Annotated in this window: 13 protein-coding genes; 2 read left to right on the forward strand and 11 right to left on the reverse strand. The window is 35.0% G+C overall.

Features of this window, described 5'->3' with window-relative positions; translation table 11 throughout:
* Window positions 1-241 precede the first annotated feature (241 nt).
* On the forward strand, window positions 242-1,639 hold the full coding sequence (locus BCB69_RS05135; protein ID WP_069177201.1) for an aspartate ammonia-lyase: 1,398 nt from the start codon (window positions 242-244) through the stop codon (window positions 1,637-1,639).
* Between the two features lie 46 nt (window positions 1,640-1,685).
* Here the strand turns inward: BCB69_RS05135 and BCB69_RS05140 are convergent, their stop codons facing one another.
* From BCB69_RS05140 to nrdD, 3 genes are all read right to left on the reverse strand, one after another.
* The gene (locus BCB69_RS05140; protein ID WP_069177202.1) at window positions 1,686-2,504 is read right to left on the reverse strand and encodes a DNA-3-methyladenine glycosylase family protein; all 819 of its coding nucleotides are present in this window, start codon (window positions 2,502-2,504) and stop codon (window positions 1,686-1,688) included.
* Between the two features lie 79 nt (window positions 2,505-2,583).
* Window positions 2,584-3,138: an anaerobic ribonucleoside-triphosphate reductase activating protein gene (gene nrdG / locus BCB69_RS05145; RefSeq protein WP_069177203.1), complete on the reverse strand. Its 555-nt coding sequence runs from the start codon at window positions 3,136-3,138 to the stop codon at window positions 2,584-2,586.
* 66 nt (window positions 3,139-3,204) lie between these two features.
* Window positions 3,205-5,412, reverse strand: coding sequence for an anaerobic ribonucleoside-triphosphate reductase (nrdD, locus tag BCB69_RS05150; RefSeq protein WP_022513232.1), 2,208 nt, complete (start codon window positions 5,410-5,412; stop codon window positions 3,205-3,207).
* 383 nt (window positions 5,413-5,795) lie between these two features.
* Here nrdD and BCB69_RS05155 point away from each other — a divergent pair, with 383 nt between their 5' ends.
* On the forward strand, window positions 5,796-6,566 hold the full coding sequence (locus BCB69_RS05155; protein ID WP_022513233.1) for a TatD family hydrolase: 771 nt from the start codon (window positions 5,796-5,798) through the stop codon (window positions 6,564-6,566).
* A gap of 47 nt (window positions 6,567-6,613) precedes the next feature.
* On the opposite strand, the gene upp is transcribed toward BCB69_RS05155, so the two are convergent.
* The 8 genes from upp to BCB69_RS05195 all read right to left on the reverse strand — a co-directional run bounded on the left by upp (window position 6,614) and on the right by BCB69_RS05195 (window position 13,393).
* Window positions 6,614-7,237, reverse strand: coding sequence for a uracil phosphoribosyltransferase (gene upp, locus BCB69_RS05160; RefSeq protein WP_022513234.1), 624 nt, complete (start codon window positions 7,235-7,237; stop codon window positions 6,614-6,616).
* A 91-nt stretch (window positions 7,238-7,328) separates the two neighbouring features.
* On the reverse strand, window positions 7,329-8,081 hold the full coding sequence (locus BCB69_RS05165; protein WP_022513235.1) for a uracil-DNA glycosylase: 753 nt from the start codon (window positions 8,079-8,081) through the stop codon (window positions 7,329-7,331).
* A 22-nt stretch (window positions 8,082-8,103) separates the two neighbouring features.
* Entirely contained in the window at window positions 8,104-9,528 is a 1,425-nt protein-coding gene (gene dnaB, locus BCB69_RS05170) for a replicative DNA helicase (RefSeq protein WP_083990021.1), read from the reverse strand.
* A gap of 10 nt (window positions 9,529-9,538) precedes the next feature.
* Complete coding sequence (gene lonC, locus BCB69_RS05175; protein ID WP_335582818.1) at window positions 9,539-11,452, reverse strand: Lon family ATP-dependent protease; 1,914 nt, start codon at window positions 11,450-11,452, stop codon at window positions 9,539-9,541.
* A 63-nt stretch (window positions 11,453-11,515) separates the two neighbouring features.
* Window positions 11,516-12,091, reverse strand: coding sequence for a 5'-deoxynucleotidase (yfbR, locus tag BCB69_RS05180; protein WP_022513238.1), 576 nt, complete (start codon window positions 12,089-12,091; stop codon window positions 11,516-11,518).
* A 2-nt stretch (window positions 12,092-12,093) separates the two neighbouring features.
* Window positions 12,094-12,900, reverse strand: coding sequence for a bifunctional hydroxymethylpyrimidine kinase/phosphomethylpyrimidine kinase (gene thiD, locus BCB69_RS05185; protein WP_022513239.1), 807 nt, complete (start codon window positions 12,898-12,900; stop codon window positions 12,094-12,096).
* Between the two features lie 28 nt (window positions 12,901-12,928).
* Entirely contained in the window at window positions 12,929-13,183 is a 255-nt protein-coding gene (locus BCB69_RS05190) for a hypothetical protein (RefSeq protein WP_159049974.1), read from the reverse strand.
* 6 nt (window positions 13,184-13,189) lie between these two features.
* A complete protein-coding gene (locus tag BCB69_RS05195; RefSeq protein ID WP_069177205.1) occupies window positions 13,190-13,393 on the reverse strand; it encodes a phosphoglycerate mutase family protein in 204 nt (67 codons plus the stop codon).
* Between the last annotated feature and the right edge of the window lie 16 nt (window positions 13,394-13,409).

A 13,409-nucleotide genomic window follows, 5' to 3' on the forward strand; every position in this document is an offset into this window, starting at 1 on the left:
ATAAATTCTTAAAACATTAATATAACTTAGTATAGGACTATTTTAAATAAGCATACTTCTTGTATTTATATTCCCTTCAGTTGTCACACTTTGATGTATTCTTTATTATTTTGATATTGTTCAATATGCAATAGTGTGATATTATATGTAAAGATTTACAATTATAATGTACACTTATAACTAAAACTCATTACAAATGAAGTGAATTTAAATAAATCAATATTCTGAAAAGGAGATTACCATGCGTACTGAACACGATTTTTTAGGAGAAATGCAAGTCGAAGATAATGTTTATTATGGTATTCAAACATTAAGAGCTATCAAAAATTTTAAAATCACCGGGGAAAAATTAGATCCTGATTTTATTAAAGCAATTGCGATTGTAAAAAAAGCAGCTTGCTTAACGAATATAGAAACCGGTCGTATGCCGGAAGATATCGGCAATGCGCTGGTTACTGCAGCGGATGAAATTATTGAAGGAAAAATGGCAGACCAGTTTCCCTTGGATCCTATACAAGGCGGTGCCGGTACTTCTATTAACATGAACATGAATGAAGTTCTTTCTAACCGTGCATTAGAAATACTGGGTTATCCATTAGGGCGTTATGATATTATCTCCCCTAATAACCATGCAAATATGGCACAATCTACCAACGATGCTTTCCCAACCAGTATTAAGGTTTGCATTTTGCGCAAGGCTGCCATTTTAAATGAAGCACTTATTCGTATGGCAGAAGAATTTGAAAGAAAAGGCGAAGAATTTAAAGATGTAATCAAAATGGGACGTACCCATTTACAGGATGCAGTTCCAATTACATTAGGACAGGAAATGATTTCCTATGGCTCTATCGTTCGTCGTTGTATTTGGCGTATTACACGTTCTTTAGGTTCTCTCCAAAATATAAATATGGGAGGAACCGCAGTAGGAACCGGATTAAATGCGGAAGTAGAATACATTAAAAAATTCCCCGGTATTCTATCTGACTTAGTAGGATTCCAATTTGAGTCAGCACCGAATTTGATTGATACCACGAATAGTACCGATTGTTTTGCTGAAGTTTCTGCTGCATTAAAAGTATCTGCACTTTCTTTAATTAAGATTGCCAATGATATGCGTTTAATGGCATCCGGTCCACGTTGCGGATTTAATGAAATTAAATTACCGGCACGTCAACCGGGATCTTCTATCATGCCCGGTAAAGTTAATCCTGTAATTGCAGAAGTTATGGATCAAACTTGCTATCATGTTATTGGAAATGATTTGGCCATTACATTAGCCGTCGAAAATGGACAATTAGAATTAAATGTTATGGAACCGGTTCTTGCATTTAATCTCTTTAACTCCTTCCGCTATCTCACGAATGCTATTGATACATTTACTACTAAACTGTTAAAAGATTTAGAAGCCAATAAAGAGCAATGTCAAAAATGGGTAGATAACAGTGTAGGGATTATTACTGCATTACTTCCACATCTTGGATATGATAAATGCTCTGCAATTGCTAAAGAAGCCTATAATGAAGGAACTCCAATTAAAGAAATTTTAATGAGAGAAAAGCTTTTTACAAAAGAACGAATGGACGAAATCCTTTCTCCAATTGAAATGACTACTCCGGGTATTGCCGGCGGGAAAAAATAATAAAAAAGAGTAATAGTTCTTACTATTACTCTTTTTTATTTCACTATTACTTTTGTACTCCTATTTCTCTCCTATAATAGAACATATATTGCTGCATAATCCCTGCATAAACAGGGTAAGAAGTAAAAGGATTATTCCCTTCATATACTTCCTGAATCACTCGATCAATCCATACGTCAATGGGTGCTCGACTTACTCTATAATAACCAAAAAGTGCTACACAGTTGGCAACTTTTATTCCAACGCCCGGAAATTCCATCAGTTTTTCAACTAAATCTTCATCCGATAAATTCGTCCAATGATTCATATGTATTTGTTTTTGTATTAATAAATCAATGGTTTTCTGTATATAAGAAGCTCTATATCCCAATGAACAACTTTTAAGTTCTTCTATTGTCATTTGATGTAAAGTTTCTATTGTAGGAAAAGCCAAAAACTCTTCATTCTTATGAAAAATTTTCTCCCCGCCATAAATACACAATTTGTTTATAGCATCACGAATTGCCGGAATTGATTTTCTCTGTGAAATAATAAAAGTAATGAGCATCTCAAAAGAATCTTGACGCAATATACGAATCCCTTTGCTATATTCCCCGGCTTTTTGCAAATATACATCTGTATTATCAATAGATTCTCTAATTTTTTTATAATTTGTATCTAAATCAAAATACATATGCCAAATGCTATTCCACTCATTTTTTGAGCAATCCACCTCATATAAAAATGGAGCTATGGGTAATATATGTACCATATGCTTTCCTGTGATAAACCGATATTTACCATCCACTAACTTTTCAGCCCGAAAACATTGTCCGCTTTTAATAATTTTATCTAAATTAAAATCATCTGTAACTGTAATTTGCAATTTGTGATTCCTTCCCCTGGTATATACTTAAAAATACAGCACTGCAGCAATAATATATCACTTTGTGCAGTACTGTATTTTATAAATGAGTCATTGCTGATATAGAAACCATTCCCGGTTTCCACAAAACAATTTTTCCTTCTTTTCGAGTTCGTTGTACATCTATAGTCCGTTGATTGGAAGATCCTTTAAAAAGCAAAGTAATATCTTTAAGTTCTAAAACAAATCGACCATCTACCAATACATCAATTCGTTTAAGTAACTCTTCTGTTTCCGGAATCATTTTACTAAAGCGTCCTACAAGATCTCTATCGTATAAATAACCGCTATAACACCAAAGATCTTTTTCCGGGTATGTTTCTTTAAACCTTTTTACTAAAGGTAATAAAGCTTTCTGATTCGAAGGCTCCATAGGCTCTCCACCTAATAAAGTCATCCCTTGATAGCAGTCTTGCCCCAACTGTTCAATAATATAATCTATTGTTTCTTCAGTAAAAGGATTTCCGTAATCAAAATCCCAGGTCTTAGCATTAAAACAGCCTTTGCAATGATGCGTACACCCGGATACAAATAGGGATAACCGAATTCCAGGTCCATTAGCTATATCATATGTTTTAATTCCTGAATAATTCAATATAAACCTCCCTATTTATGTATAAAATAAGCCGGAACAACCGGCTTATTTTCGTTATTGTATACATTATAAATGTAATACACGATCCTTAATTTCTTGTGTACGACCTTGATTCCAGAATTGCGTACCAATGTATCCACAAGTGCGTCGTGCTACAGACATCTGGTGCTGATCAGTATTCTTACAATGAGGACATTCCCAACCTAACTTACCATCATCACCGTCTTTAATCAAAATTTCCCCTTCATATCCGCATTTCATACAATAATCACTCTTGGTGTTAAGTTCTGCATACATAATATTATTGTAAATATATTTCATAACGGTTAATACTGCCGGAATATTATTCTGCATATTAGGTACTTCTACATAACTAATAGCACCGCCGGGCGATAATCTTTGAAAATCAGATTCAAATTTCAACTTATGGAAAGCATCAATTTCTTCTGCTACATGTACATGATAGCTATTCGTAATATAATTCTTGTCTGTTACACCGGGAATCATTCCATAGCGTTTTTGTAAGCATTTAGAAAACTTATAAGTAGTAGACTCCATAGGTGTTCCATATACAGAATAGCTAATATTTTCTGCCTCTTTCCATTCTGTACATTTATCATTGAGCATCTGCATAACTTTCATGGCAAATTCTCTACCTTCATCAGTAGTATGCGATTTTCCAAGCATGCGTACGCACATTTCATAAAGACCTGCATAACCCAAAGAAATTGTCGAGTATCCATTATATAGTAATTTATCAATGGTTTCTCCTTTTTTAAGTCGTGCTAAAGCACCATACTGCCACAAAATAGGTGCTACATCAGATACGGTCCCCAATAATCTTTCATGACGACAACGCAATGCTCGATGGCATAATTCTAAACGTTTTTCCAATAGTTTCCAGAAGGAATCCATATCTCCTTCAGAAGCACATGCCACATCTACCAAATTAATAGTAACTACACCTTGATTAAAGCGTCCATAGAATTTATGACTTCCATCCGAATTTCTCTGAGAATCTTCAACTGTCAAGAAAGAGCGGCATCCCATACAAGTGTATACATTTCCACGCTTCAGTTCTTTCATAATCTTAGCGGAAATATAATCCGGCACAAGACGTTTAGCAGTACATTGTGCAGCTAACTCTGTCAGATAATAATAAGGAGAGTTTTCATGAATATTATCTTCATCTAATACATAAATAAGCTTGGGGAATGCCGGAGTAATCCAGACCCCTTTTTCATTTTTAACACCTTGCATACGCTGGCGAAGAACTTCTTTAATAATAAGAGCTAAATCATCTCGAGTTTGTCCTTCCGGCACCTCATCCAGATACATGAATATGGTTACGAAAGGTGCCTGTCCATTACAAGTCATTAATGTAATAAGCTGATATTGAATAGTTTGAATTCCGCTTTTAACTTCTTCTTCTAAACGACGTTTAACAATTTTATTTATAACGATTTCATCTAAACTTTCCCCGCATTCAGTACGTTCTGCAATCACCTGTTTTCTAATCTTTTGGCGACTGATATCTACAAAAGGAGCTAAATGTGACAAAGTAAATGACTGTCCACCATATTGATTAGATGCTACCTGGGCAACAATCTGTGTAGTTACATTACAAGCAGTAAAAAAACTATGTGGTTTTTCAATCATAGTCTGACTAATAACAGTTCCGTTTTGCAACATATCTTCCAAATTAATTAAATCACAGTTATGTTCACGTTGTGCAAAATAATCAGAATCATGGAAATGGATAATGCCTTCTTTATGTGCTTTCACAATTTCTTCCGGCAAAAGTAGTCTCTCTGTTAAGTCTTTACTTACCTCACCAGCCATATAATCACGTTGTGTTGAATTAATAATCGGATTCTTATTAGAGTTTTCTTGTTTTACTTCTTCATTAGACAAATCAATTAAAGAAAGAATTCCGTTATCGGTAGTATTTGTCTTTCGAGAAATTTCACGTCTATATCTATAACGTACATATTTCTGTGCAACTTCATAAGCACGCATTTCCATAATGCCACGTTCTACCATATCTTGTATGTCTTCTACATGTGCTGCATGAATCATCTGCCCAACAGACTTAGCAATAGTATCCGCCACCGCACGAATTTGATATTCATTCATACGATGAATTGGCTTCACTTCATTATTAGCAGCAGTAATTGCATTAATAATTTTTTCAATATCAAAAGAAACTTCCGTTCCATTCCTCTTAATAACTCTAGTTTTTACAACATCTGATGTACGATGATTCCCTTCCATACCAATTCCTCCAATGAGAACTTTATGCATTTATAATTATATATTTAATTTAGCATATTATGTGTAACTTGGATACAATATATTGTTTGTTATTATACTTAAACATCAATATATTGTATCTGCCTGAATTATAATACTATGTTATTCTACTTTTTTCAATATCTACTTTTTGTCATTTTTCCTTTTTATCATTCTCAAAAAAGTCCTTAATATATATATCATCGAAATATTAAATGAATAATTCTCATTGCAAGAAAATAAATGAAGTATTATGCCTTTTTAGCATAGCATTTTTAATATTTATCATATATCGATATTATCTATACTAAATACATAAAACATACTACAATAAAAAATATTCTTATTTTTTAGGAGGATTTTTCATGTACAAGTATTATGATATTGGATTGAACTTATTTACCCCTTCTTTCCCTAATCCTAAACAAATTATAAAAGATGCCGAAAATGCTAATATTTGTTGCATACTAACCGGAGCCCAACCGGATGATAATGAACGAGTAAATACATTCGTCCAATCACAAAATGTATACGGAACAGCAGGAATTCACCCTCATGTTGCATCTCAGGCAACCACCGCTGATATTTTACGTATTGAAGAAATCGTAAAAAACAATCCTAAAATAGTAGCTGTTGGAGAATGTGGTTTAGATTATAATCGTATGTTTTCACTAAAAGAGATTCAAATCTCTGTGTTCAAATCTCTTATTAAACTAGCCGAGAAATTAAATAAACCACTTTTCCTTCATCAACGAGATGCAGAGGAAGATTTTATCGCATGCTTTAAAGGCCATGAAGCCATATGTAAAAAAGCTGTTGTGCATTGTTTTACGGGTAACCGTGAAATGGCATTGAAACTAATTGATATGGGATTTTATATCGGTATTACCGGATGGATTTGCGATGAACGAAGAGGTGATGATTTACGTAAAGCCGTATCCGCCATTCCATTAAATCGTATTATGATTGAAACAGATGCTCCCTACTTAACCCCCAGAGGATTTAATCTTCCCCGAACCAATATCCCTCAAAATATTACCTATGTAGCCAAATCATTGGCTGCTTATATGAATATTCCTGAAGAAAGTTTGCTTATGCATGCAAGAGAAAATACGAAACGGTTTTTTTCCATATAAAAAATAGGAGTAAACTAATATGGTTTACTCCTATTTTTTATATATTTTTATTTAGTTCCAAAAATTCTATCTCCTGCATCACCCAATCCAGGAACAATATACCCATGTTCATTTAAACATTCGTCTACCGCTGCCGTATAAATTCTAACATCCGGATGCTCTTTATTAACTAAAGCTACGCCTTCCGGTGCTGCAACAAGGCACATTAATCGAATATCTTTTGCGCCTCTATCTTTTAACATTTGAATGGCAGCCACACTGCTTCCACCTGTAGCTAACATCGGATCTACTACCACAAAACTTCTGTTTTCTGTATTAGGAAGTTTGCAATAATATTCGACAGGTTTTAATGTTTTAGGATCACGATATAATCCGATAACACCAATACGTGCAGAAGGAATTAAATCTAATAAACCTTGTACCATACCGAAACCGGCACGTAAGACAGGAACTATACCTATTTTTTTACCGGTTAGTTTCTTACTAATCGTCTTTTGAATGGGAGTTTCAATTTCCACATCTTCTAAAGGAAGATCACGAGTAATTTCATAGCCCATAAGCATAGTGATTTCTTCTAATAATTTTCTAAAATCTGCAGAGCTGGTATCTTTTTTACGCATAATTGTAATTTTATGCTGAATCAGTGGATGATCAATAATTTTTACTTGCATAGCGGTTCCCTTTCAAAATTCTTTAAATGTATTTATCTTGTTTATAATACCATAAATAAATTATTTTTTTGAACTACTTATAAAGCTTATATTAGTCACACATAAGTTTATTTTTTTCTTTCCTCATTGCAATTCTATCTGCATAAGTATCTAACAAATCAACTGGTTCTATACTTTTCCAATTCCAATCAGGAGCAGCTTTCATCGCACATTCTTTTGCCGCTTTCATATCATAGTAAACTTGCCACTTAGCGTCTACTAATGATTTCCCTTCTAAACGAAGTAGATAAGCAGGATGAAAGGTCGGCATAATAGGAATATTTCTCCAAGAAATCCATTGCCCCCGACTTCTAATAATCCCAACATCTCTCCCCAAGAAAAAGCGTAATGCAGGTTTTCCCAGTGCCAAAATTACTTTTGGTTTTATAATTTGTATTTCACGTATTAACCAACGTCCTGCACACACATTGGCTTCTTGCATAGTTGGTGTACGATTATTTCTTGGACGACATTTTACTATGTTGGTCACATATACTCGATCTCGCGTAATACCTATAGACCATAACGCTTTATCTAAAAGTTTTCCTGAAGGACCTACCAAAGGAAGTCCTTTTTCATCTTCCACACCGCCAGGTCCTTCTCCAACAATCATAAGCGGAGATTTCTCTGACCCAGAAGATAATACAGGACCATGTCCACCTTCTGTTCGTAAATGACATGCATTACATTCATAGAAACAGTTTTCCAATTCTTCATATGTCATCAATGATGTTAATGTCTTTTTTCGAGTATCCTCTTGCTTAGTCTGCCGATCCCATGCATCTTCATTTCCCCATAAATCCATAAAGATCCCTTCTATAAACAAGTTACATATCTTCCGGAACTTCTTGATTTGTCATTTCATAGAACAAAGTAAATTGTCCCGCAAAATACATCTCAATGGTACCTACAGGTCCATTACGATTTTTAGCTAAAATAACTTCTGTAACATTATTCTTCTCATCGTCATCCTGCATTTCCTTATTATAATAAGCTTCACGATATAAAAATGCTACCATATCCGCATCCTGTTCTAATGATCCCGATTCACGAAGATCTGATAACATCGGACGATGATCTTGTCTGGACTCTACACTTCGTGATAACTGTGATAAAGCAATAACCGGTACATTCAATTCACGCGCTAAACTCTTTAAAGAACGAGATATTTCAGATATTTCTTGTTGCCTGTTATCACTTGCATTCTTAGAAGAACCTTTCATTAACTGTAAATAGTCTATCATGATAATATCCAATCCACGCTCCGCTTTCAGTCTACGTGATTTAGATCGTACTTCTGATACCGAAATCCCCGGTGTATCGTCAATATATAAAGGTGCATTAATAAGATGCCCCGCTGCCGCCGCTAAATTTCTCCATTCTTCTTGACTGGTAATACGACCTGTTCTAAGTTTCTGACTGTCAATTAAAGCTGTAGAACAAAGAAGACGTTGTACCAACTGTTCTCTTGACATTTCTAAAGAGAAAAATGCTACTGTTTTATGGTCACTGGACAAACTCATATTTTTAGCGATATTTAAAATAAACGCAGTCTTTCCCATAGATGGACGAGCTGCTGTAATAATAAAATCACCTTTTTGGAATCCGCTTGTTAACCCATCTAACTTGGAAAACCCGGAGGGAAGACCTGTAACCCCTTCCTTATTTTGAAACTTTTCATTAATATCTTCTAATGCATGCTGTACGGCTTCACCAATAGGAACAAAATCACTCTTTCTATCGTCTTTTGCAACTTCTAAAATACGTCTTTCTGCATCATCAACGATTTCTTGTACGTCGTCATGTTCATTATATGCATTATTTGCAATAATCCCTGCCGCATCAATAAGTCCGCGTAATTTTGATTTTTCTTGCACAATCTTAGCATGTTCTCCAACGGATTTAGTTGAAAAAACCTTTTCTGCTAACCCATTAATATAAATAACACCGCCAACAGCATCCAACTTACCCATGCGACGTAATTCTTCCGTTACAGTTACAATATCTGCTTCTTTATTATTTCTCGCTAAATTCAAAATAGCTTCAAAAATAATCCCATCCGCATCTCTGTAAAAGTCGTCTGCACGTAAAATATCTTCCGCTGTAACAATAGCACTCTTATCTAAAAGCATCGCCCCTAATACAGCTTGTTCCGCCTCTAAGTTTTGTGGAGGAATACGACTGACTATCATATTTTCAGTAAGAGATTTCCCTCCGCGTTTTTCCCACTTTTTCTCTTCTATACGAGCCATAACGTCTCCTTTACTTATCTGCCAACATATGAGTTAACACTTCTTGAATAGTACTTACAGGAATAATCTGCATATCCATATAAGTTCTTCCCACATCCGATTCATTAAGTTTTGGAATTAATATTTTACTCATTCCTGCTTGATAAGCACCCAATACTTTTTCTTGCACTCCGCCAACCGGCTTAATCTCTCCTGACAAAGAAATTTCACCGGTTAAAGCTATATTTTGATGAATAGGTTTCTTTTCAATTGCGGAAACAATAGCACAAGTAATAGCACTACCGGCAGAAGGCCCATCTATATTGCCACCACCGACAATATTTATATATAAATCATAATCCGATAATCTTTTCCCTGTAAGAGCTCTCACTACAGCTGTTGCATTAGAAACAGAATCCTTGGCCATAGTCCCTGCCGTATCATTAAAATGAATCCGCCCCTTACCTTTTTCAGATGGATAAACAACCGTCTCAATTTCAATAGTACTTCCTAAATAACCGGATACACCCAGTCCATAAACATGTCCTATCTTAAACGTATCTGATGCTATTCGACGTTTCCATGCAGTCATATGTCCGGATTGCGCAATACGTTTCATTATATCATTTGTTACCAGTATATCATCGATTGCTCCTCGTTCATATACTGCCATACTATAAGCATCTACCAGTAAATTAACTGCTTTGCGCCCCTCCATAGTATATTCACTAACTACATCTTCTACGCCCTCTTCTAAATCCACATGCAGTCTTTCAGCTGCATCTCTAACAATATGTTTTACACCTTCCGGTTGCAAAGGATTAAAAAAAACAGAAGCACAACGAGAACGAATTGCCGGATTAATTTCTTCCGGTAAACGTGTAGTAGCTCCTATGAGAATAAAATCAGCAGGTGCCCCTTCAGAAAAAAGTTTCTTAATATAAGCCGGTATTCTTACATTATCTTCATCATAATAAGCAGATTCAAAAAACACACGTTTATCTTCTAATACTTTAAGCAATTTATTTAATAAAATAGGATCCAGTTCCCCAATTTCATCAATAAAGAGTACTCCTCCATGTGCTTGTGTTACCAATCCCGGTTTCGGTTCCGGAATCCCTTCTTCGGCTAAATCCTTTTGTGCTCCTTGATATAAAGGATCATGAACAGACCCTATCAAAGGATTCGTCATATCTCGATTATCCCACCGTAAAGTAGTCCCATCACACTCTATAAAGGGAGCCTCTTCACCAAAAGCAGTATAAGCTATTTTTTTCGCTTCTTCCAATACCAATCTGGCAGTAGTAGTCTTTCCGACACCTGGAGGACCATAAAGAATTATATGTTGAGGAAAAGGAGAAGCTATACGTGAAGCAACCGCTTTAACTGCAGATTCTTGTCCTATAATATCTATCAACCTAGAAGGTCTTACTAAAGAAAAAGCTGTCTTAGATAAACTCACTTTATCTAATGCCGATAACTTTTTTAATTTCCTTGCACTATGAGGAGTTTCACAAGAGGAGTCTTCTTCAGTTAAAAGTTCTCTCTTGATTTCATCTACATACTCTTGATGTTTTTCTTCTAATCTTTCAGCAATTTTCCTTTCGAGTTGTTCTTCTACTGTTTTACGTGCTAGTAACTCTGATAACTTGTTTTCAAGTGTATCCATAATCAAAGGAAATTCCTTTGATGTAGGCTCTTTGTAAAAATCTTTACTTCCTAAAATTAAACGCTGTAATCCAACAAGGCGCTTACCTATTTCTTCTTCATGAATATACTTTAATGCATCATACTTACTTGCATTTAAAATTAACTTTTCCGGTCCTACAATACTAACATATACTCTATAAATAGTTTCTACTTGTTGCTTTAAATAATCGTCTTCACGTCTTTTTTTATCTCCTCGATGCATGAACCGATTTAATAAACTCCTTATATCTGCCACGCGTCTACTCCTTCATATTCTTTAGATTATGGATTTTCATACAGTTTTAACACAAAAATCTATTTAATCCATTTCATCCAATGTTACTTTAAAGCTTTCTGCGAAATGCTCTATAAACCAGTCTACTTCTTTTAAATTTAATTCGTTTAACTTCTTTTTCGTTTCATCATATGCCTTTTTAAATTCCACATTTCCTGCATTCAGTTCTTCTGCACATTTTAGATAAGCAGACATAATATCTGCTGCTTTAGCTAAAGGCCATAACTCATCTTTTTCCATATCTACTACATATGGCTTATAAGAATTTTGCATTTCTTTAGGTAAAGTTTCCAATAAACGTTTTCTCGCCATATCTTCTATTTTTTCATATTCTTCATGAAGACTCTCATTAAAATATTTAACCGGCGTAGGTAAATCTCCGGTAAACACTTCACTGGCATCATGATAAACCGCTAACATAGCACAGTGCTCCGGATTACATGGTTCATGAAAAATTTCTTTTCTTATTACAGCCAATCCATGTGCAATAGCTACTGTTTGTAATGTATGCTCAGCATCATTTTCAGGCCATACATTTCGCATCAATCCCCAACGTTTTATAAATTTTAATCGAGAAAAATATGCAAAAAAGGAATTCATTTTTATTTCCTCCAAGGATTTTTATAAAACCAAAAATGAGATACCGGTCCATAACCATGTCCGGGACTATGTAGAGCTGCTGCTTTAATAGCACCTGTTAAATAAGATTTAGCCTGTTGCACAGCTTCTTCTAAAGAATAGTTTTGCGCTAATAATGCTGCTATAGCACTGGACAATGTACATCCGGTCCCATGTGTATTTTTAGTTTCTATCTTTTTCTCTTCATATACTATAAATTCATAACCATTATACAAAACATCCGTAGCTGTTTGTACAGCATGTCCGCCCTTAATGAGAACAGCCTTAGGTCCGATCTCCATTATTTTTAACGCCGCCTGTTTCATATCTTCTTTAGTTTGAACTTTCATTCCAGCAAGCACTTCCGCTTCAGGAACATTCGGTGTTACTACAGAAGCCAATGGAATCAATTTTGTCCTATAAAGATGAACAGCATCCTCATCAAGAAGCCTAGCACCGCTGGTAGCTACCATAACCGGATCTACGACTAAATTAGATGGATGTAAAGTTTCTAAAAAAGTGGATACGGTATCGACTGTTTCTGCAGTTGATAACATTCCGGTTTTTACTGCATCAGGAACAATATCATCATAGATAGCTCTAAGTTGTGCTGTAATCATTACCTGTGAAATATTTTCTACCATGGATACTTCTTTTGTATTTTGAGCAGTAAGTGCACAAATACAACTCATCCCATAAGTTCCTAATGCAGAAAAAGTTTTTAAATCCGCCTGTATACCGGCACCACCGGAACAGTCAGATCCCGCAATGGTTAAACATTTTTTTAACATAGTTCCTCCTACGAATACTCATACTCTATTATTGACAAGCAAGAAAATTCTGTGTCATATAACCTATCACTTTTCCTTGTTTCCAAGATACATCATATTCTAGTATAACTATGCCTGCCGGTACAATTTTCATCGCAATAAATACCATAGTCATAAAATACGATTGCAGATATGGTTGATGTCCAACTGGTAAGATAGGACTTTCTTCCTTTATGAGTCTTAAAGCAGTAACTCCCCACCTATCTTGCATTAATGTATCGGTAAGTTGTACCCCTTTATACAACAAGAATCAGTTCATAATCATAGCGGTTTTCACGGTTCTTAGATAAGGACTCGCCCAAATAGTAACAGGCGTATTTTTAAAAATTTGAGATGACCATTTTGCGATTTGTTCTACAGAATATATACCGTCTGTTGACAAAGAACAATCTTTATTTATTACCGCCTTAGAGCACTCTTCTACTTCTCCATGTCTCATAAAAATCAGATACAACTACAACCACCTAAAA

Source organism: Dialister pneumosintes (assembly GCF_001717505.1).
Taxonomy (GTDB): domain Bacteria; phylum Bacillota; class Negativicutes; order Veillonellales; family Dialisteraceae; genus Allisonella; species Allisonella pneumosinta.

Coding starts and splice junctions, on each gene's coding strand:
- BCB69_RS05155 (WP_022513233.1), top strand. CDS start 5,796: ATGTACAAGTATTATGATATTGGATTGAACTTATTTACCCCTTCTTTC.
- nrdD (WP_022513232.1), bottom strand. CDS start 5,412: ATGGAAGGGAATCATCGTACATCAGATGTTGTAAAAACTAGAGTTATT.
- yfbR (WP_022513238.1), bottom strand. CDS start 12,091: ATGAATTCCTTTTTTGCATATTTTTCTCGATTAAAATTTATAAAACGT.
- BCB69_RS05135 (WP_069177201.1), top strand. CDS start 242: ATGCGTACTGAACACGATTTTTTAGGAGAAATGCAAGTCGAAGATAAT.
- thiD (WP_022513239.1), bottom strand. CDS start 12,900: ATGTTAAAAAAATGTTTAACCATTGCGGGATCTGACTGTTCCGGTGGT.
- upp (WP_022513234.1), bottom strand. CDS start 7,237: ATGCAAGTAAAAATTATTGATCATCCACTGATTCAGCATAAAATTACA.
- BCB69_RS05165 (WP_022513235.1), bottom strand. CDS start 8,081: ATGGATTTATGGGGAAATGAAGATGCATGGGATCGGCAGACTAAGCAA.
- dnaB (WP_083990021.1), bottom strand. CDS start 9,528: ATGGCTCGTATAGAAGAGAAAAAGTGGGAAAAACGCGGAGGGAAATCT.